Source organism: Leisingera sp. SS27 (genome assembly GCF_028368855.1).
Classification (GTDB): Bacteria; Pseudomonadota; Alphaproteobacteria; order Rhodobacterales; family Rhodobacteraceae; genus Leisingera.
In genome coordinates this window covers 293249-313215 of record NZ_JAQNCY010000005.1, presented here as the reverse complement: position 1 = coordinate 313215, position 19967 = coordinate 293249, and the positions used below count along the sequence as shown (strand labels likewise).

Genomic DNA, 19967 nt, shown 5'->3' with positions numbered 1-19967 from the left:
ATTGCCCCGGTGGTTAGTCCGCGCCTGAAGGCAAGGTTCGGAATTCTTCCCCGAGCCAGGGGAAACGTTGGGTTATAGGGTCTGTGAAATGCAGCCTCAGGGACTTCTGCAGCGCCTCATGTATCAGCTGCGACGTTGCTGCAGGATAGACGCTGGTCGTGAACAGCGAGACCGTGCGGGCAAAACTTTTTCCCGGAAAGCGCACCAACTTGACCTTCTCGTGGAACCGCTGGGCGCGGTGGTAGCTGGCGGCAGTGGTGACGGTCCAGCCGCTGCCCTCGGACACCAGACCAATGATCGATTGGTTGCATTCCAATTCAAACCGGTTGGGCAGCGCGATCTTGAGACGGGTCAGCTGGGTCTCTATCTGTTTGCCGATTGTGTGGTCGCGGGAATAGCGCAAGAGGGGCAGCGGAGCGTCTGCTTTTGTCAGATCCTCAATGCTGCCGGCGTAGCCCGTTGGCACAACCAGAATGAAAGGATCGCGCATCAGGGGGTACTCGATAAGGTCCGGTAGCAGCCCGGACGGCCGGGTGGCAACGCCTGCATCCAGCTTCTGCGCCTGCAATTTCTCTATGATCTCGTGGCTGGGGCGGGTGTAATGCCGGAAACTGCAGCGGGGCAGGGCGGAAGACAGGAACTGGAACAGTTCCGGGCCCACCTCATTGTCGAAATCATCCAGCAGGGCCATGCGCAGATCTGTTGCATGCTGCCAGCTGCCGGAACGCATTTCCGCTTCACCGCGCCTGAGAGTCATCAGCCCGTCGCAAACATACCGGGCAAAAACCACACCTGCCGGCGTCAGACCCATGGGGCGCCGGGTGTGGTCAACCAGATCGACACCAAGCGCGTTTTCAAGACTGCGCAGATGGTTAGACACTGTGCTGATCGAAAGGCCGGTTTCGGCGGCGACTTTCTGTATAGAGCCGGATTTCGAGATAAGCTGGAATACTTCCAGCCAGCGCAGACTCAGCGTCTTTTGCATGTGCGGTCCTCCCTGCGGATTTGCATATGCTATCCAGAGAATTGCGCCAATACATGCGAAAAAATCGAAACTGAGTTTTACTTTCCGTGCAGGAGTAATTTTATTCTACAGTGAATTCTCTTCCCGGATAAGGTTTTCCGTGTAAAAATCAACGCCTCAAGGCCCGCATAGAACGAGCCAGGCGTGACAACTGGGAGAACGATTAACATGATCAAAAAGTATCTGCTTTCAACAGTCTGCGCGGCCGCCGCCACCATATCAGCGACTCAGGCTTCGGCCCTCGACGAGATTACCGTGGCGTATTTCTTGGAGTGGCCAATGCCGTTCCAGTACGCCAAGGCTAAAGGCACCTATGAAGAAGAGATGGGTGTCAAAATCAATTGGGTCTCCTTTGACACCGGTACAGCAATGTCTGCAGCCATGGCTTCAGGCGATGTACAGATTGCCGTCAGTCAGGGTGTGCCGCCTTTCGTGGTTGCTACTTCCGCCGGGCAGGACATTCAGACCGTGGATGTGGCTGTCAGCTATGCTGAAAACGACAACTGTGTGGTGGCCGAGGCTCTGGAAATCGACAAAGACAACGCAGGCGAATTAAATGGGAAGAAAGTCGGCGTGCCGATCGGCACAGCCGCTCACTATGGCTTCCTGTCTCAGATGGCGCATTTCGGTGTCGACGTTGGTTCCATGGAAATTGTCGACATGGCACCTGCAGATGGCGCGGCGGCGTTTGCCCAGGGCAATCTGGACATGGTCTGCGGCTGGGGTGGCGCGCTGCGGCGGATGCTGGAGCATGGCAATGTGCTGCTAACGGGTGCGGAGAAGGAAGAGCTGGGCATTCTGGTGTTTGACGTGACCAGTGCACCGGCTGGATTCATCGCGGACGAGGGCGCCCTTCTCAGCAAGTTCCTGAAGGTGACAGCAGATGCCAATGCAATGTGGAACTCCGGCGATCAGAAAGACGAAATGCTGCCGGTAATTGCCAAGGACGCAGGCATGGATTTAGCCGATGCGGAGGCTACCATCGCGACCTTCAGTTTCCCTTCAGCTGAAGAACAGCTTTCAGAAAAATGGCTCGGCGGCGGCGCGCAGACCTTCATGAAGGGCGTGGCGGATGTGTTTGTGAATGCAGGCAGCATTGAGGCGGCGCTGGATTCCTATGACGGTGCCGTGGACAGCGGACCGCTGGAAGCCGCGCTGAACTGAACCGGCATACTTTGGCCAAGGCGGACGGCCCGGATCCCGGGCCGCCTGCATCTGCATATGCAGGCCGGCTGCAAACTGGCGCAAAAAGGAAGGGGAAGAGATGTCAGGACTGGACATCAAAAGTGTCTCCATGCGTTTTGACCTGCCCAACGGCAGTTCGGTTCAGGCGCTGAAAGACGTTTCATTAAATTTGCAGGCGGGGGAGCTGTTGTCTGTGCTGGGGCCGTCGGGCTGTGGCAAGACCACGCTGCTGAACATTCTGGCCGGCTTCCTGGCTCCGACCGAAGGTGAGGTGGAGCTGAACGGCCATGTGGTGACCGGCCCTGACGCAGAACGCGGCATGGTATTCCAGAAGGGCGCGCTGTTTGAGTGGATGAACGTGCGCGACAACGTGGAATTTGGCCCTCGTATGAAGGGCATGCCAAAAGCAGAGCGGGAGAAGATCTCGGACCATCTGCTGGAAATCGTTGGCTTGCAGGACTTCAAGGAAAAGGCGGTGTACGAGCTGTCGGGCGGGATGCAGCAGCGCGTGGCGCTGGCACGCTGCCTGGCCAATGAGCCCGATGTGATCCTGATGGACGAACCACTGGGAGCGCTGGATGCGTTGACGCGGGAGAAGATGCAAGGGCTGGTGCTGAAGCTCTGGAAGGAAACAGGCAAGACCATCATCTTGATTACCCACTCGGTGGAAGAGGCTCTGTTGCTGGGGGAACGGCTGATTGTGATGGCGCCGCGTCCCGGGCGTATCCACCGCGAATACAACCTGCCCTTTGCCGAACGCGGGGTTAACGCTGATCTGCGCGACGTCAAGAAATCCGAAGGCTTCGCTGAGACACGCGATGAGATCCTATCAATGATCTGGGAGATGGAAGAGGAGATCATGGGCCGGACGGAGCAGGTGGCATGACAGTCTTTCTCTTCTACATCGCGCTGTTTGCCGGTGCCTTCTTTCTGGTGCAGCTGATCCGTAAAGGGATGCAATCCCGGCAGGATTTCACCAGTCTCAAGACCGTTACTTTCGGCGACGAGAGCGCGGTCACGCCGGACCGGGCGGCTTCGATCATCTCGGTGCTGGTGATTTTCGTGATCTGGGCGGCGTTTACAGGCTCCAAACTTTTCCCGATCCATGTGCCGGGGCCGTTTACCGGCGAGACCACTTTCACCTACACGCTGGAAAACGCCGATGGCGCAACGGATGATGCGAATGTCACTGTGCGTGTCTTCGGATTTGGCGAGGACGTTGAGAAGTTCGAGGTTGAAGGCGGCGAGGGCTTTGCCTCGAATGACGCGCTGGCAGCACAGGCGGGGCGGTCAACAACGCTTCTCTTCGACAAGAACGATGAGGCCAAGCGCCGGGATGGCGCAAAGATTGTTGCCATCAACGGCGCGCCAATTACTGCTGATGGAGCAGTGGACACCGGCGATGGAACCGTGACACTGACAGGCAAAGGTGCGATCAGTTTTACTCCGCACGGCGGTATGCAGATGAATCCGATCTGGCTGCCAGCCCCGGAAACGGTGGTGGCGCGGTTCTTTGAAATCGCATCCGAGGGCTATCAGAACTTCTCGCTTTGGCAGCATTTGGGGTGGTCGCTTCTGCGGGTTGTGGCGGGCTTTGTGACCGGCGCGATCATTGGCATTCCGCTGGGATACGCCATGGGCCTTTCCGGATGGTTCCGCGGTTGGTTTGACCCGATTGTCGAATTCATGCGGCCGGTGCCTCCGCTGGCATTGATCCCTCTGGTGATTATCTGGTTTGGCATCTGGGAAACCGGCAAGATCGTTCTGCTTTTCCTTGCGGCGCTGTGGATCATGACGATTGCGGCGCGGGCCGGAGTGTCAGGTGTGAACATCTCAAAGATCCACGCAGCCTACTCATTGGGTGCTTCCAAGTGGCAGATCATGCGCCATGTAATTATGCCGAACTCGCTGCCGGAAATATTCACCGGCGCGCGGGTGGCGATGGGCGTCTGCTGGGGAACTGTTGTGGCCGCCGAACTGGTTGCCGCGCAAAAGGGGGCAGGCATGATGATCATTGCGGCGTCCAAGTTCCAGCTCACGGACATCGTGATCATGGGCATCGTGCTCATCGGCATCATCGGCTATGGCATCGATATCCTGATGCGCAAGGCAGAGAACTGGCTGGTGCCCTGGAAAGGCCGCAGCTGAATTGAGAGCCGCCGCAAACAAGACGCCCGGGGTGTTCCCCGGGCGTTTTGCTGTTTCAGTAATGGTTCAACTGCGGATGCAGTCAAAGCTTGGATCATAAGGTGACGGGGCGATCACCTGAGCTGCGACCAGATCTCCGCAAAGGTCTAGCTGCATGGTGTTGCCGATTTCGGCCAGGCCGGGTTCAACAAACGCATAGGCAAGGTTCATACCCACCCGATGACCCCAGCTGCCGGAGGTCACAGTGCCCACAACCTTGCTCCCCTTCATTAGCGAGGCGCCGCCGTGGGCCGGGGCGTGTGTTGCGTCCACCTTCAGTGTGACCAGCTTCTTGCGCACGCCATCGGACCGAAGTTTCAGTAATGCCTCTTTGCCAATGAAGTCACCCTTCTCCAGTTTGACGAACCGGTCCAAGCCTGTTTCGAACGGGTTAAATTCGGTGATAAGATCGGTTTTCCAGTGCAGAAAGCCCTTTTCCATCCGCATCGACTCTATTGCACGGGAACCGAAAAGTTTGAGCCCATGCTCTTCACCTGACTTCCGCAGCACCAGGTAGGCGGCGTAGAGCGAAGCGTTAGGCACGTGGATTTCATAGGCAAGCTCACCGCAAAAGCTAACGCCCATCACAGTGGCTGGGGCAAAGCCGATGAAGCATTCACGCACCGACAGCCAGGGGAAGGCGTCGCGCGACCAGTCGCCCCGGACGCAGGCTGAGAGTACGTCCCGCGCTCGGGGGCCGGCGAGGACCAGGATGGTTTGGTCATTGGTGAGCGAGCGGATCTGAACGTCTTCTTCCACGCGGATGTGCTGGGTAAGCCAGTCCATGTCGTGGAATTCGCTGGCGGCAGCGGAACCGTACCAGATCCGCTCCGGCCCGCGGTCCGAGGCAGGGAGATTGGCAACGGTGGCCTCGCCCTTGACCATCCCTTGGTGGTTTAGCAGGTATCCCAGCCCGACGCGGCCAACGTGTTTGGAGACAGTGCCGCAGAACATGCGGTCGAGGAAGCTGTGGCGGTCAGTACCGGTGATTTCGAAACGGTTGAAGCCGTTGACCTCGGCGAGGCCTGCGTTTTCATGCACGTTCGCCACTTCAGCGGCGACAACGCCAAAGGTCTCGTCGAAGTTGAAATTGAGCGAAGGGTGGAAATCCGGCGAAGGCTTGATGTAATCCATCCTTTCCCAACCATTGACCACCGTGAACTCTGCACCCTCTGCTGCCAGCAAAGGTGTCAGTGGCGTGGTTTTGGCCGGGCGGCCCGCCGGCCGGTGCTCATGCGGGAAGTGGAAGCGGAATTCGTTCTGGTAATCCTCGATTGCCTTCAGTGCAGTCAGCTCCGCATTTGCGTGGCCAGTGAAGCGGCGTGGGTCGATACACCAGGTGTCATAGCAGGCCTCGCCATGCACGATCATCTGCGCCAAAAGCCAGCCGTGGCCTCCGCCTTCGCCAAGGCCCGCGCGCAAGCCGACGGCGCAAAAGGCGTTGCGCTTGCCCGGAATCGGGCCGATCAGCGGCGCGCCGTCGATTGTGTAGGTGATGGGCCCGTTCACGATGGAACGGATGCCAGTTTCGCGCAGCGCAGGCATTCTCTCGAAGGCACCTTCCAGGACGTCCATCACCCGCTCCAGATCGTCGGGGCAAAGCGCGTTCACAAAGTTCGGGTCGATCCCGCCCATACCCCAGGTCTTGCAGTCCTGCTCATAGAAGCCGATCAGCAGACCGTTCTTTTCCTGACGGCAGTAGTAATCCGAGATCGGGCAACGGATCAGCGGCAGTCGGTGGCTCGCTTCGACGACGCCCGGGATGTCCTCTGTCAGGAAATACTGGTGTTCCATTGAGGCGACGGGATGGTGCACATCCATCATCGCGCCCACCTCGTTCACCCGGTAGCCGCAGGCATTGACGACGATATCGCAGTCGATATCGCCGTGTTCTGTGTGCACGGTCCAAGTGTCATCCTTGTGCTGGGTGAGGGCCGTCACTGGCGTGTTGCGGTAGACTTCTGCCCCCGCCTTACGCGCGTGATAGGCCAATGCCTGGCATAACTGCGCCGGGTCAATGTCGCCGTCCAGCGGATCCCACAATCCGCCCGTGAGGTTGTCGGTGGAAACCAACGGGTGGCGGCGAGCGCATTCTGCCGCGTCAATCACCTCGAGATGCACATCCATGCCACGGGCCATGGAGGCGAAATGGCGGTAGCCCTGCATCTGCTCTGGTGTGTTGGCCAGACGGATGCCTCCGTCGCCGTGGTGGTAGTTGATCGGGTATTCCGGGTCTTCCGCCAGCTTTTTGTACAAGGCAATGGAATGGCTTTTCAGCCCAACCATGGTCTGGTTCACGCCGAAATTTGTGACCTGCGCAGCTGAGTGCCAGGTTGTGCCACTTGTCAGTTCATTGCGTTCAAGCAGAACAACGTCGCTCCAGCCTTCCTGGGTAAGATGGTAGAGGACGGAGCAGCCGGCTATGCCGCCGCCGATAACCACAACTTTGGTGCGTGATTTCATGAAACGGACCTCCCAACAGTTCCATTTCGACTAAGCGGCAGGTTCGCTGCGGCGGCAAGACAACGCAGTGCGTTTCGCAAAAAATCGAAAGCAATATTGAGCGATTTGGAAGGATGCCGATAATAGGAGCAGCAGCAGGGCACTGGCGGGCTAGCGTCTCCGAATGCGCTCTTTCTCAACTAAGTTGTTGTTAATTATTTTTTTGTCACAGTGTTTTTACCTGCCAAGGCGATACAGCTTTTTGCTGGCCGCGGGCGCAGGAGCGTTGACGGCACGCCTTACGGCGCGCACACTGCGATTGCAGCGATAGTTTCTCATCGCGGTTATGTCGCGAGTGTCTTTAAACCGCGCCGAAACTGGCGCCATGTTGCTCAAGTTGATGGGTGATCTGGTCTTATCGTTTTCTAAAACTGTCACTGTTGGAGACGGGTAAGCCTTCGCAAGGTTTCATCGTTGAAACAACAAAAACAACAATTAGCAGTCCAAAGGGAGAATTGGATAAATGGCAAACACTGGTAAGCTGACGCGGCGAAGCGTTCTGAAGAGCGCCGGCGCCGCAGCACTGGCAGCGCCTCTCTATTCAAAGAGCGCGCTGGCATCTTCAGGCGAGATCAACATCCTGATGTGGTCAGACTATCTGCCGCCTGAATTCATCTCGGGCTTTGAAGCCAAGACCGGCATCAAGGTGAACTACACGGGTATCGGGTCGAACGAAGAAATCATCAACAAGATGAAGGCCACCAAAGGCCAGGGCTTCGACATCGTTTCGCCGACCAACAACCGCTCGCTGCAGTGGGGACCGCTGGAACTGCTGAAGCCGTTTGACATGAGCAAGGTCAACATTGACGCTGTGAACCCGGCGATGGCCAAGATCGGCACCGACGCCTGGAACTTTGGCGGCGGCGGTGTGCACTGGCTGCCGCATATCTGGGGCACCGAAGGTATCGCCTACCGCACTGATCTCTGGCTGCCGGAAGGCGACGCGCCGTCATACGGCGACGTCTGGTCGGAAGAGAACGCAGGCAAAACCATGGGCAGGGCGCATTCAATGATGCTGGGTGCGGGCCTTTACATGGAGGCCTCAGGTGAGATGGAGCCGGGTTCGATCTGGGCGGCCTATGACGACGAGGAAACCATGCGCAAGGTCTGGGGCCAGGTCACCGACTGGTGCGTTGCGCGCAAGAACCGCATCAAGCTGATCTGGAACGATGCTGACACCCAGAAGAACGGCCTGCTGAACGAAGGCGTGGTGGTTGGTCAGACTTGGGATGGCCCGCCGCTGGCGCTGAAATCTGCAGGTGAGCCGGTGCACTATCAGGCACCGGTCGAAGGCGCGATGGCTTGGGTCGACGGCATCTCGATGCCGGTGGGCGCGCAGAACGAAGAGCAGGTCTATGCCTTCATCTCCTATGCTTATGAGCAGGAGCCTGCGGGCAAGGCAATCGACAGCCACGGCTACAACTCGCCGGTTCTCGGCGCCGATGGTTTCTCGGGCGACGTATACAAGAAGAACTTCGCCGAAGCCTATCCGGGCAACTCGCTGGCCAATCTGAATCCCTGGCCGGCAGAGGCGCCCTGGTACGCCGACGTGCGCACCGAGTTTGTCAACAAGTTCAAGAGCGCCTGATCGCAGCATTTGAACAAACCGGCCCCCGGCAGTTCTGCCGGGGGCCGGCCGCGCATCTGCGGCGCAATCACACAAGAACATAAAACAGGAAACAGGCCTTGCGGGGCCGGCGGCCTGCCGCCGGATTGGGGACCTGTGCCCTGGGGAGAAGCCAAATGAGTGCTGGGGTCGGCGTTGATCTCGAGAATCTCTGGATCCGCTTCGGCGACTTTGTCGCCGTGCGTGATGCCAATGTGAACATCAATGGGGGGGATTTCTTTTCCTTTCTCGGGCCATCGGGCTGTGGCAAGACGACGATCCTGCGCGCCGTCTCGGGCTTTCTGGATCCAAGTGACGGCCGGGTTTTGATCGGCGGCAATGACATGAAAGGGATCGGGCCGAACAAGCGTCCGACCGCGCTGATCTTCCAGAACCTGGCGCTGTTCCCGCTGATGAAGATCTGGGAGAACATCACCTTTTCCATGGAGATCAAGGGGGCCTCCGCGAAGGAGCGCCGCAAGCGCGCGGATGAGCTCCTGGACATGATCGCGCTGCCGGGTCAGGGCGACAAGCTGCCCAGCGAACTGTCGGGCGGCCAGCGTCAGCGTGTGGCGATTGCGCGGGCCCTTTGCGCAGAACCTGATGTGCTTCTGCTGGATGAGCCGCTATCGGCGCTCGATCTGAAGCTGCGCCAGCACATGCGCACCGAGCTGCGCGAGATCCAGCAGCGTGTCGGCATCACCTTCATCTACATCACCCATGACCAGGGCGAAGCGCTGACCATGTCCGACAATATCGCGGTGATGAAGGCGGGCGTCATTGATCAGATTGCCGATGGCAAGACCATCTATAATGATCCCTCTACTGCTTTTGCCGCGTCTTTCGTTGGCGAAAACAATGTCTTCCGCGGCAAAATCAAGCGCGTCATGGGCAATGAAGCTCTGATCGCGACCAACCGCTCCGGCGAACTGGTGGCGCGGATTTCCACTGCCAACCAAGGCAGGATGAAAGAAGGCGACGAGGCGATGATGTTCATTCGCCCCGAGGCCTTTGCCCTGGCGCCGCAAGGCGCGTCCGGCGACCACTTCGTGACCGCCAAGGTCAACCACGAGGAGTTCGAGGGTAACGTCTTCAACATCTTCATGGAAGGCGAAGGCGGCAAGGAACTGAAGGTCTCAATCCCCAATCTCGGCCAGTCGTTTGAGGATCACACCGGCCAGAACATCACCCTGGAATACGAGACGAACAATGCCGTCTGTGTTCCGGCTGGTGAACTGGCCGCAGAATAAGGAGGCCAAGCCATGCCAAGCTTCCTGAGGGAGTTCTTCAAACGAAACGGTGTCGGCATGGGCAGTTTGATGCTGGGTCTTGTCCTGTTCTGGACCATTGGCCTCATTATTCTGCCGCAGCTGTCGATGCTCGACTTCTCGTTCCGTCCGAATTTGCCGCCGCCAGAGATTGGCGGACCTAAGGACGTCTATACGCTGGAGAATTACAAATACCTGATCTACGGTCCGGAGGGCGGCAGCCAGGATTATAATGCGGTCGACCTCAAGGTGTTCTTCCGCACCCTGGTGGCAGCGGTCTGCGTCACAATTTTCAACCTGATCCTGTGTTATCCGATCGCCTATTACCTGGCCCAGACCAAGGGTAATCACATCCGCATCTTCGCGCTTATGCTGATCATCCCCTATTGGATCAACGAGATCCTGCGCGCCTTTGCGCTGCGCATCATCTTCGGCGAGACCGGGGTGCTCAACAACATGCTGGTGGGGCTGGGTGTCTTCGACACGCCCTTTGACTTCATCCGCAATGACATCGCGCTCTATGCGGGCCTTGGCTACGCTTATATCCTGCTGATGATCTTCCCGATCTACAACGTGATCGAGAGTCTTGACCGCAACCAGATCGAGGCCGCACGCGACATGGGCGCCAGCTGGCCGATGATCCATCGCCGGGTGGTCATTCCCTATGCCAAGCCCGGGATTTCTTCTGGTTGCACCATGGTGTTCATGCTGTCAGCAGGTGCGCTGGCGGCACCGCAGATCCTTGGTGGGCCTTCTTCCCTTTGGTTCACGCAGCTGATCTACCAGCAGTTCAATGACAACTCCGACTGGCCGCAGGGCGCAGCCTATGCTGTGGTTCTGCTGGTCACCTGTATCCTGCTTGTTCTGGCGGTCATGCGCCTGTTCAAGGTGAACATGGGGGATATCGGCAAATGAAGAACTTCACCTTTATGCGCCTGAGCCTTTGGGTCTATCTGGCGATCTTCTTTGCCTATCTCCTGGGCCCTTTGGTGATCATGTCGGCAACCGCCTTCAACTCGCCATCGTTCCCGCGGATGACACCTTGGGAGTGCCTGACGTTTGAATGGTTCTCGGCCTTGTTTCAGGACGAGCGGATTTTGAACGGCATCTGGAACTCGATCCTTGTGGGGGCAGGTACGGTTGTGCTGTCTGTTGCGATGGGTCTGGCGGGTGCGCTGATGCTCACCCAGATCTGGCCCAAGCTGCGGGCGACCTACTACACCGTCATCATTGCGCCGATCCTGATCCCGGGTGTGGTGCTTGGTATCTCGACACTGGTGTTCTGGGACCGGATCAACCGGATGCTGGGGCTTGGCGCCGACAGCTTCCTGTCGAACGGCTTGTTCCTGACCATCATCGGCCAGTCCACATTTATCGCCAGCTACTGCATGCTGGTGCTGGTGGCGCGTCTGCAGCGCTATGATATCGCGCTGACAGAGGCGGCTTTGGATCTGGGCGCAACCCATGCTCAGGCCTTCCGCAAGGTGTTGCTGCCATTCATGCGGCCGGCCATTGCATCGGCTGCGGTGCTGGCCTTCCTGGCAAGCTTCGAGAACTACAACACCACCACCTTCACCTTCGGCGAATATCCGACGCTGACCATCGAGCTGGCGCAGAAGGTGCGTTACGGCATCACGCCGGCGATCTCGGCCCTGGCCTTTATCATCGTGGTGCTGACGGTGTTCGCGGCACTCTTCAACGAGGCCAGCATCCGCCGCAAGCAGTTGGTGGCCGAAGCACGTAAAAAGGCAACCGTGGAAGAGCTGGAAAGCGGCAAGCTGCGGCTGCCGGGCTTCCTCAGCTCCAATGTGGCTGCGGTGGCGCTGGTCGTTGTGGCCTGTGCAACGGTGGCAGTGGTCGGCACCGCCTCGGTTTACAGCCCGGCGCAATGCATTGCCAACGTGCAGGAGCAGAAACGCCTGGAGACCGAAGAGCGCATCCAGGAACTGCGCCGCCAGCGCGAACTGCGCCGCCAGCAGCAGCTGGAAGAGCAGGGAGAGGCCGCACCGGCTCAGACTGCACCCTCTACCGGCTCCGGCAATAATTCCGGCTTTGGCGGTGTGTTTGCCCCGGGCAGCTTGTCGGGCGACGGCGAGGCGGCGCCTGAAGCAGAGCAAGAGCCGCAAGGCAACAGCTCCGGCTTCGGCAATGTCTTTGACCCGAATGCCCTGTCGGGCGACGGCGAGGACAGCGATTCCGGAAACTGAACTCCTCTACCCTGAAACACCAAAGGCGGCCCAATGGGGCCGCCTTTTACGTTGCCGGGGCCAGCATCTGTCAGGCCAGGGAACCCGCAGGGTGGCGGTCAGCATAATACTGTTTGCGGAAGGCCTGCGGGCTGGTCTTGTATTCGCGCTTGAACCATTCCGTCAGGCTGCTTCGGGAGCCGAATCCGGTGGCGGCGACGATTTCGGCCAGCGGCAGCGTGGTGTGCAGTAAGAGCTGGCGGGCCTTTTCAATGCGCAGCTTGCGGTAGGCGGCAAGCGGGCTGGTCCGGGCCTTCTGCTGGAACCGGCGTTCCAGTTTGCGCGGAGAAACCCCAGCTTGCTGAGCGATGTCGCGGATCAAAAGGGGCTCCTCAAGGTTCTGCTGCATCAGGTCGAGAATCTTTACCACCAGCGCGTCGCCGCCAGCAGTCTGGCGTAACTGCAGGGAGACCCTAGATTGTTCCGACGCCGGGCCAAAGGCCAGGCCCAGGTAATCGCAAACCGCATCCGCGATAAAGGCGCCGCGGTCAGCGCGCAGGAAGCCGGTCAGCAGACGCAGTGCGGCAAAGCTGCTGACAGCAGTGCTGATGCGGCCAGACGTGGTGGTCAGCGTGCCAGCCGGGGCGCCGATCACTTGCTCCTCCTCTGCGGCAGCGGCAAAATTCGTGTGCACGGCGGTTTCGACCGTGGCGTTCAGGCCGGTTTCCGGCAGAAGGAAAATGGCGCTGCCGGCAAACAGGCAGCGCTGCGCTTGGCGGCAGATCCGCTGCAGGCTGGCTTTCTCGCCTCCGTTCAGTGGCCAGCGGCTGGAAATGCCGCCGAGGAATATGACGGTCTGCGGCTTCCAGCCTTCCGGCACGCTGCGCATTTGTGACGCCAGATTGCGCACGGCGGTGCGGTAGCCGCTGTCGGGAAACAGATCGTTGGCGGCTCGGAAGACTTCGCAGATCATCTGGGCTGCGGCGGGTGAATCCGGCTGCGGCAGAATGATTTCTACATCGTGGAAGCGGGCTTGTGCCGCGCTGTCAGCGGTTTGCCGGGGCGCTGGCACGGTCAGCGGTTCGAGACGGGACATCATTCTCTCCTCTGAGCGGGTCATGCGGGATGCAGCCGGCTTGTCCGGGCTGCTGGGTGCCCCGCCGGACAAGCCGGCGGGGCAGTAAGCCTGGAAAACCCGGGCTTACTCTTCTTCGTAGTCCGACATTGGCGGGCAAGTGCAGATCAGGTGACGGTCGCCATAGGCGTTGTCGACTCGGTTAACTGCTGGCCAGTACTTGTCGACGCCAAGGTTACCCGGCGGGAAGCAGGCCTGCTCACGGCTGTAAGGACGGTCCCATTCCCCGACCAAGTCGCGCACTGTGTGCGGTGCGTGCTTGAGCGGGTTGTTCTGGGGATCGATCTTACCGTCGATGATGTCCTGCGCTTCCTTACGGATCGACAGCATAGCATCACAAAAGCGGTCCAGCTCGTCCTTGGGTTCGGACTCGGTCGGCTCCACCATCAGCGTGCCGGCCACCGGCCAGGACATGGTCGGGGCGTGGAAGCCGGAGTCGACCAGGCGCTTTGCGATGTCGTCCACGGTGACGTGGCCTTCCTCATCCAGCGGGCGGGTGTCCAGGATACACTCATGCGCCACGCGGCCCGTGTCCGAGGTGTAGAGGATCTTGTAGGCATCCTTGAGACGGGCTGCGATGTAGTTCGCGTTCAGGATCGCAACCTTAGTCGCCTGGGTCAGGCCAGCGCCGCCCATCAGAAGGCAGTAAGCCCAGCTGACCGGCAGGATCGAGGGCGAGCCGAACGGCGCCGCTGAAACGGGCCCCACCGCAGTGCCGTATTCCGGGTGGCCCGGCAGGTGCTCCGCGAGGTGCGCCTTGACGCCGATCGGACCCATGCCGGGGCCGCCGCCGCCATGCGGAATGCAGAAGGTCTTGTGCAGGTTCAGGTGCGAAACGTCGCCGCCGATTTTGCCTGGCTGGGCCAGGCCCACCATGGCGTTCATGTTGGCACCGTCGATATAAACCTGACCGCCGTGATCATGGGTGATCTGGCAGACTTCCTGCACGGTTTCCTCAAACACGCCGTGGGTCGACGGGTAGGTGATCATACAGGCCGCGAGATTCGCGGAATGCTCTTCGGCTTTGGCGCGGAAGTCGGCGACGTCAATGTTGCCGCTGTCATCCGATTTCACCGGAACCACCTTGTAGCCCACCATCTGTGCCGACGCCGGGTTGGTACCGTGCGCGGATGTGGGGATCAGGCAGATTTTGCGGTGCGCTTCGCCGCGCGATGCGTGGTAGTTGCGGATGGTCAGAAGGCCTGCGTACTCGCCCTGGGCACCGGAGTTCGGCTGCTGGGAGATCGCGTCATAGCCGGTGATCTGGCACAGCTTGTCGTTCAGATCGGCGATCATCTGGTGGTAGCCTTGCGCCTGGTCTTCCGGGCAGAAGGGGTGCAGGTTGCCGAATTCCGGCCAGGTGACCGGGATCATCTCAATGGTTGCGTTCAGCTTCATGGTGCAGGATCCCAGCGGGATCATTGCACGATCAAGCGCCAGGTCGCGGTCTGCCAGACGGCGCATGTAGCGGGTGATCTCTGCCTCGGCCCGGTTCTTGTGGAAGATCGGGTGGGTCAGATACTCGCTTTCACGCAGCGCATAGTCGGGCAGGCGGTAGGCGCGGTTGGCAACGCTGTCGTCTTTCTTGTCGATGCCAAAGGCACCCCAGACAGCCTCGATGGTTTCCGGGCGGGTCTGCTCGTCCAGCGAGATGCCGATGTGGCTGTCGCCGATCTTGCGCAGGTTCACGCCGCGGGCAACCGCCGCTTCCATGACGGTTTTCTGCAGCGGGCCGACCTCGACGGTGATGGTGTCGAAGAAGACTTCCGGCTGCACCTTGTATCCGTTCTCCTCAAGTCCTGCAGCCAGGCGCGAAGTTTTGCGGTGCACCGACTGGGCGATGGCCTTGATGCCGTCGGGGCCGTGGTAGACCGCGTACATCGACGCGATGACAGCCAGCAGCGCCTGAGCGGTACAAACGTTGGAGTTGGCTTTTTCGCGGCGGATGTGCTGTTCGCGGGTCTGCAGCGCCAGGCGGTAGGCCTTGTTGCCACGCGCGTCGACGGACACACCGATGATGCGGCCGGGCATGGCGCGCTTCAGCTTATCGGTGGTTGCCATGTAGGCTGCGTGCGGGCCGCCATAGCCCATCGGAACGCCAAAGCGCTGGGTGGAGCCGATGGCGATGTCCGCGCCCATTTCGCCGGGCGACTTCAGCAGCGCCAGCGCCAGGATGTCGGCGGCGACAACGGCGATGCCCTTGTGCTCGTGGATGGCTTCGATTTCCTTGGTGAAATCGCGCACATGGCCGTAGGTGCCGGGGTACTGGAAGATCGCGCCAAAGACCGCGCCAGGGTCCAGTTCGTCGGGATCGGCAACCACCACGTCGATGCCCAAAGGCTCGGCGCGGGTCTGGATAACGGCGACTGTCTGCGGGTGGCAGTTCTTGTCGACAAAGAAGGCGGCGTTGTTCGCCTTGGAGCGCGAACCGCGGTGCGCCATTGCCATGGCTTCGGCAGCAGCGGTGGCTTCGTCCAGCAGCGAGGCGTTGGCGATGTCCAGGCCGGTCAGGTCGCTGACCATGGTCTGGAAGTTCAGCAGAGCTTCAAGACGACCCTGGGAGATTTCCGGCTGGTAGGGTGTATAGGCGGTGTACCAGGCCGGATTTTCCAGGATGTTGCGCAGGATCGGTGCCGGGGTGGTGGTGCCGTAGTAGCCCTGGCCGATCAGCGAGGTCAGCACTTTGTTCTTGGAAGCCACCTCTTTCATGTGGAAGAGGGCGTCGCGCTCGGTCATCGCCGGGCCCCAGTCCAGCGCCTCTTTCTGGCGGATGGCGGGCGGCACAGTGGCGTCGATCAGCTCGTCCAGGGTTTTGAAGCCGATCACCTGCAGCATATCCCGCATCTCAGTCGGAGACGGGCCGATATGGCGCCGGTTGGCGAAGTCATAGGCTTCGTAATCGGTAAGTTTAAAGGCCATTACAGAGGTCCTTGTCTGGGGCAATGGACCCCGCCGGACGGTTCCGGCGGGGAGGGGGTGCTTAGCCGATCAGGGCTTTGTAGCCGTCCAGATCCATCAGATCGTCCAGCTGGGACGCGTCCGACAGCTTGATCTTGTAGATCCAGGCGTCGCCTTCCGGGCTTTCGTTCAGAGCGCCGGGATTGTCGGCCAGGGCTTCGTTCACCTCGATAACTTCGCCATCCAGCGGCGCGTAGATTTCGGAGGCCGCTTTAACGGATTCGATGACGCCGATCTCGCCGCCTTTTTCGAACTCGTCGCCGGCTTCGCGCTGCTCGACGAAAACAACCTCGCCCAGCTGGTCAGCGGCGTGCTGGGTGATGCCCAGGGTTGCGGTGTCGCCTTCAACGGTGATCCACTCGTGGTCTTCGGAGTAATAGGTGGCCATTTTGACTCTCCTGATGATGTCTTAGCGTTTGTAGTTCTGAGTGACGAAGGGCAGGGCGACGATCTCAGCCGGCTGCGCCTTGCCGCGGATGATGAGGTTCACTTTCTCGCCCGGCTCGCCGTGGCCTGCCGAGACATAACCCATTGCAACGGGGCCGCCGACGGTCGGTCCGAAGCTTCCCGAGGTAATCGCGCCAATAGTATTGCCTTCGGCGCATTGGATTCCCACACCCTGGCGTGCCGGGGCGCGGCCTTCGGGCTTGATGCCGACCAGCTTCTTGGCGGCGCCCTCAGTCAGTTCCTTCTGGATGCGGGCAGCCCCAGGGAATCCGCCTTCTTCCTTGCGTCGCTTCTGGATCGCCCAGGACAGCGACGCCTCGATCGGCGAAGTCGACTGGTCAATGTCGTTGCCATAGAGGCAAAGACCGGCTTCCAGGCGCAGGCTGTCGCGGGCGCCAAGGCCTGCGGGCTCGCAGTCGTCATGGGCCAGGAACAGTTTCGACACGCGGATCGCGTCGGCTTCCGGGATCGAGATCTCATAGCCGTCCTCACCGGTGTAGCCGAGGCGCGAGATGCGGCACTCGACACCGCCAATCTCGGCAATGGCGGTTTCCATGAACTTCAGCTCACGGGCAGCGGGGCACAGCTCGCCCACCACCTCTTCGGCCTTGGGGCCCTGCACGGCAACCAGCGCGCGGTCGAAAATCTCAGTCACTTCGACGCCGTCAAGGTTCGCCTGCATATGCGGGATGTCCTGGTGACGCAGGGCGGCGTTCACCACCACGAAGTAGTGGTCGCCGGCGTTGGACACGATCAGGTCGTCCATGATCCCGCCGTCTTCGTTGGTGAAGAAGCCGTAGCGCGCCTTGCCCTCCTTCAGGGTGGCATAGGCCTGCGGGCAGAGCGTTTCCAGCTTCTCGCCCACGTTTTCACCGCGCAGGATCACCTGGCCCATGTGGGAGACATCGAACAGCGCGGCCTTTTCGCGGCACTGTTTGTGCTCGCCCATGATGCCCATAGGGTACTGGACCGGCATTTCCCAGCCGGCGAAGTCGACCATCTTGCCGCCAAGTTCGACGTGCAGGTCATAAAGCGGGGTGCGTTTGGGTGCGTCGGTCATCCTGTGCAGCCTTTGAATTACTAGGGTTTCGGGGTGGGGAGGGCGCAGGGCGCGCCCTCCCGGAGAGTTTACTCGGCAGCGTGGCCGGCTTCTTCCGATTTGCCGCCGGTGGCAAAGAACTCTTTCGTCACCTTGAAGACGATCGGGCTCAGCAGCGCCAGGGCGATCAGGTTCGGGATGGCCATCATCGCGTTCAGCGTGTCAGCCAGCAGCCAGATGAAGCCCAGGTCGGCGGTGGCACCGAAGTAGATCGCGACGATCCACAGAATACGGTAGGGCAGCATGACCTTCACACCGAACAGGAACTCCATGCACTTCTCGCCATAATAGGACCAACCAAGGATGGTGGTGAAGGCAAAGATCGACAGAGCTACGGCAATGAAATAGCCACCGTACGGCAAAGATGTTTCAAACGCCAGCGACGTCAGCGCCGCACCGGACTCACCGGAGGTCCAGGCGCCGGAGGCGATGATCGCCAGGCCGGTGATCGAGCAGACGATGATGGTGTCGATGAAGGTGCCCAGCATAGCGATCAGGCCCTGGTTGACCGGACCTTTGGTCTCAGCTGCAGCGTGAGCGATAGGCGCGGAACCCAAGCCTGCCTCGTTCGAGAACACACCGCGTGCCACACCAAAGCGGATGGCTGCCCAAACCGCTGCACCGGCAAAGCCGCCTTCGGCTGCCGAGGGGGTGAAGGCATGAGTGAAAACCAGGCTGAAGGCAGTGCCGATGGCGTCTGCATTGATGACCAACACGATCAGGCCGGCTACAATGTAGCCAACAGCCATAAACGGAACGAGGAAACCAGCCACCGCACCAATGCGGGTAATGCCGCCCAGAATTACGGCGCCGGTCAGCACCATCAGCACAATGCCGGTGACAGAGGTGTTGAAGCCGAAGTTGGTTTCCAGCACTTGCGCCACACCGTTGGCTTGCACGCCGTTGCCGATGCCGAAGGCTGCGATGGAGCCGAACACGGCAAAGGCTACACCCAGCCAGGCCCACTTCGCGCCGAGGCCGTTCTTGATGTAGTACATCGGGCCGCCGACATAATTGCCTTCTTCGTCGCGCTCGCGGTATTTCACGGCGCAGACAGCTTCGGAATACTTGGTGGCCATGCCGACCAATGCGGTCATCCACATCCAGAACAGTGCGCCGGGGCCGCCGAGGAAGACAGCGGTTGCAACGCCTGCGATGTTCCCGGTACCGATGGTGGCCGACAGGGCGGTCATCAGCGCGTTGAACGGGGTGATCTGACCTTCGCCGGTAGCTTCACGGCCCTTGAACATCAGGCCGAAGCCCATGCCCAGTTTCCGGATCGGCATGAATTTCAGGCCAACCTGAAGGAAGAAGCCAACGCCCAGAATGAGGACCAGCATCATCGGCCCCCAAACCACGCCGTTTACGGCTCCTACGATTGAATTTAACGCTTCCATGGGTCTCCTCCCGCTTGCGTTATGGTTATGTACCCTTTGCCAAGGCCATCTGACGGGCCTCTTTCAGGGCGGCAAAATCTTCATCCGCGTGGAACGAAGAGCGGGTCAGCGGTGTCGCTGACACATGCAAAAATCCCTTGGATCGCGCGATCTGTTCCAGCTGCGCAAACTCTTCCGGCGACCAGAAGCGGTCGATCGGGTGGTGTTTTGGGGTGGGCTGCAGGTACTGGCCCACGGTCAGGAAATCGACCTGTGCGGCCCGCAGGTCGTCCATCACCTGGCGTACGTCGTCCAGCGTCTCGCCCAGGCCAACCATGATGCCGGATTTGGTGAACAGCTGCGGATTGGCGCGCTTGGCGTCATCCAAGAGCCGCAGCGAGGTGTAATAGCGGGCACCAGGGCGCACACGCGGGTAGAGGCGCGGCACCGTTTCCAGGTTGTGGTTGAAAACGTCCGGCGCCGCTTCGAACACCGTGTGCGCCGCCTCGCCCTTGCCCAGGAAATCCGGGGTCAGCACCTCGATGGTGGTGCCCGGGTTCTGGTGGCGGGTTGCGCGGATTGTCTGGGCGATATGCTCTGCGCCGCCGTCCGCCAGATCATCGCGGTCGACGGAAGTGATCACAACGTGGCGCAGGCCCAGCTTCCTGACCGCTGCGGCAACCCGGCCCGGCTCAAAGGCGTCCAGCGTGTCCGGCTTGCCGGTGGTCACGTTGCAGAAGGAGCAGCCGCGGGTGCAGACCTCGCCCATGATCATCATGGTGGCGTGGCGCTTGGACCAGCATTCACCGATGTTGGGGCAGGCAGCCTCTTCGCAGACGGTCGCCAGATCATGCTCCCGCATCAGCTTGCGGGTCTCATAATACTCCGCGCTTTCGATCTTCTTCTTGCGGATCCACTGAGGTTTACGTGGGATGGCGCTGTCGGCTTTATGGGCCTTTTCCGGATGGCGGGGGCGCAGCTGGATCGTCATCTG

The 19967-nt window shown here is 60.2% G+C and carries 15 protein-coding genes; 7 read left to right on the top strand and 8 right to left on the bottom strand.

Annotation, left to right across the window (positions count from 1 at the left end; translation table 11 throughout):
* Window positions 1-13 precede the first annotated feature (13 nt).
* Window positions 14-985 (bottom strand): LysR family transcriptional regulator, encoded by a 972-nt coding sequence (locus N6L27_RS13440; protein WP_271907783.1) that lies wholly within the window; start codon window positions 983-985, stop codon window positions 14-16.
* A gap of 207 nt (window positions 986-1192) precedes the next feature.
* Here N6L27_RS13440 and N6L27_RS13435 point away from each other — a divergent pair, with 207 nt between their 5' ends.
* From N6L27_RS13435 to N6L27_RS13425, 3 genes are all read left to right on the top strand, one after another.
* Complete coding sequence (locus N6L27_RS13435) at window positions 1193-2188, top strand: taurine ABC transporter substrate-binding protein (protein ID WP_271907782.1); 996 nt, start codon at window positions 1193-1195, stop codon at window positions 2186-2188.
* Window positions 2189-2288: 100 nt separating this feature from the next.
* A complete protein-coding gene (locus tag N6L27_RS13430; protein WP_271907781.1) occupies window positions 2289-3095 on the top strand; it encodes a taurine ABC transporter ATP-binding protein in 807 nt (268 codons plus the stop codon).
* Window positions 3092-4357, top strand: a complete 1266-nt coding sequence (locus tag N6L27_RS13425; RefSeq protein WP_271907780.1) for an ABC transporter permease — start codon at window positions 3092-3094, stop codon at window positions 4355-4357. The genes N6L27_RS13430 and N6L27_RS13425 overlap by 4 nt, the downstream gene beginning before the upstream one ends.
* Before the next feature lie 66 nt (window positions 4358-4423).
* On the opposite strand, the gene N6L27_RS13420 is transcribed toward N6L27_RS13425, so the two are convergent.
* Window positions 4424-6859: a GcvT family protein gene (locus N6L27_RS13420; protein WP_271907779.1), complete on the bottom strand. Its 2436-nt coding sequence runs from the start codon at window positions 6857-6859 to the stop codon at window positions 4424-4426.
* A 502-nt stretch (window positions 6860-7361) separates the two neighbouring features.
* Here N6L27_RS13420 and N6L27_RS13415 point away from each other — a divergent pair.
* From N6L27_RS13415 to N6L27_RS13400, 4 genes are all read left to right on the top strand, one after another.
* On the top strand, window positions 7362-8486 hold the full coding sequence (locus N6L27_RS13415) for an extracellular solute-binding protein (RefSeq protein ID WP_271907778.1): 1125 nt from the start codon (window positions 7362-7364) through the stop codon (window positions 8484-8486).
* A 155-nt stretch (window positions 8487-8641) separates the two neighbouring features.
* The gene (locus N6L27_RS13410) at window positions 8642-9754 is read left to right on the top strand and encodes an ABC transporter ATP-binding protein (protein WP_271907777.1); all 1113 of its coding nucleotides are present in this window, start codon (window positions 8642-8644) and stop codon (window positions 9752-9754) included.
* 12 nt (window positions 9755-9766) lie between these two features.
* Complete coding sequence (locus N6L27_RS13405; RefSeq protein WP_039170412.1) at window positions 9767-10687, top strand: ABC transporter permease; 921 nt, start codon at window positions 9767-9769, stop codon at window positions 10685-10687.
* On the top strand, window positions 10684-11979 hold the full coding sequence (locus N6L27_RS13400) for an ABC transporter permease (protein WP_271907776.1): 1296 nt from the start codon (window positions 10684-10686) through the stop codon (window positions 11977-11979). Before N6L27_RS13405 ends, N6L27_RS13400 begins: the two co-directional genes overlap by 4 nt.
* Before the next feature lie 70 nt (window positions 11980-12049).
* Here the strand turns inward: N6L27_RS13400 and N6L27_RS13395 are convergent, their stop codons facing one another.
* From N6L27_RS13395 to lipA, 6 genes are all read right to left on the bottom strand, one after another.
* Window positions 12050-13054, bottom strand: coding sequence for a helix-turn-helix domain-containing protein (locus N6L27_RS13395; RefSeq protein WP_271907775.1), 1005 nt, complete (start codon window positions 13052-13054; stop codon window positions 12050-12052).
* 105 nt (window positions 13055-13159) lie between these two features.
* Window positions 13160-16012, bottom strand: coding sequence for an aminomethyl-transferring glycine dehydrogenase (gcvP, locus tag N6L27_RS13390; protein ID WP_271907774.1), 2853 nt, complete (start codon window positions 16010-16012; stop codon window positions 13160-13162).
* Window positions 16013-16073: 61 nt separating this feature from the next.
* Complete coding sequence (gene gcvH / locus N6L27_RS13385) at window positions 16074-16439, bottom strand: glycine cleavage system protein GcvH (protein WP_271907773.1); 366 nt, start codon at window positions 16437-16439, stop codon at window positions 16074-16076.
* A 21-nt stretch (window positions 16440-16460) separates the two neighbouring features.
* The gene (gcvT, locus tag N6L27_RS13380; protein WP_271907772.1) at window positions 16461-17558 is read right to left on the bottom strand and encodes a glycine cleavage system aminomethyltransferase GcvT; all 1098 of its coding nucleotides are present in this window, start codon (window positions 17556-17558) and stop codon (window positions 16461-16463) included.
* A 68-nt stretch (window positions 17559-17626) separates the two neighbouring features.
* Entirely contained in the window at window positions 17627-18994 is a 1368-nt protein-coding gene (locus tag N6L27_RS13375) for an alanine/glycine:cation symporter family protein (protein ID WP_271907771.1), read from the bottom strand.
* 25 nt (window positions 18995-19019) lie between these two features.
* Complete coding sequence (gene lipA / locus N6L27_RS13370) at window positions 19020-19964, bottom strand: lipoyl synthase (RefSeq protein WP_271907770.1); 945 nt, start codon at window positions 19962-19964, stop codon at window positions 19020-19022.
* Between the last annotated feature and the right edge of the window lie 3 nt (window positions 19965-19967).

Bases quoted from the DNA above. Each gene is read 5' to 3' on its own strand.
- gcvP (WP_271907774.1), bottom strand. From the start codon at position 16,012: ATGGCCTTTAAACTTACCGATTACGAAGCCTATGACTTCGCCAACCGG.
- N6L27_RS13440 (WP_271907783.1), bottom strand. From the start codon at position 985: ATGCAAAAGACGCTGAGTCTGCGCTGGCTGGAAGTATTCCAGCTTATC.
- N6L27_RS13425 (WP_271907780.1), top strand. From the start codon at position 3,092: ATGACAGTCTTTCTCTTCTACATCGCGCTGTTTGCCGGTGCCTTCTTT.
- N6L27_RS13375 (WP_271907771.1), bottom strand. From the start codon at position 18,994: ATGGAAGCGTTAAATTCAATCGTAGGAGCCGTAAACGGCGTGGTTTGG.
- N6L27_RS13410 (WP_271907777.1), top strand. From the start codon at position 8,642: ATGAGTGCTGGGGTCGGCGTTGATCTCGAGAATCTCTGGATCCGCTTC.
- N6L27_RS13430 (WP_271907781.1), top strand. From the start codon at position 2,289: ATGTCAGGACTGGACATCAAAAGTGTCTCCATGCGTTTTGACCTGCCC.
- N6L27_RS13400 (WP_271907776.1), top strand. From the start codon at position 10,684: ATGAAGAACTTCACCTTTATGCGCCTGAGCCTTTGGGTCTATCTGGCG.
- gcvT (WP_271907772.1), bottom strand. From the start codon at position 17,558: ATGACCGACGCACCCAAACGCACCCCGCTTTATGACCTGCACGTCGAA.
- lipA (WP_271907770.1), bottom strand. From the start codon at position 19,964: ATGACGATCCAGCTGCGCCCCCGCCATCCGGAAAAGGCCCATAAAGCC.
- N6L27_RS13405 (WP_039170412.1), top strand. From the start codon at position 9,767: ATGCCAAGCTTCCTGAGGGAGTTCTTCAAACGAAACGGTGTCGGCATG.
- N6L27_RS13420 (WP_271907779.1), bottom strand. From the start codon at position 6,859: ATGAAATCACGCACCAAAGTTGTGGTTATCGGCGGCGGCATAGCCGGC.
- N6L27_RS13395 (WP_271907775.1), bottom strand. From the start codon at position 13,054: ATGTCCCGTCTCGAACCGCTGACCGTGCCAGCGCCCCGGCAAACCGCT.
- N6L27_RS13415 (WP_271907778.1), top strand. From the start codon at position 7,362: ATGGCAAACACTGGTAAGCTGACGCGGCGAAGCGTTCTGAAGAGCGCC.
- N6L27_RS13435 (WP_271907782.1), top strand. From the start codon at position 1,193: ATGATCAAAAAGTATCTGCTTTCAACAGTCTGCGCGGCCGCCGCCACC.
- gcvH (WP_271907773.1), bottom strand. From the start codon at position 16,439: ATGGCCACCTATTACTCCGAAGACCACGAGTGGATCACCGTTGAAGGC.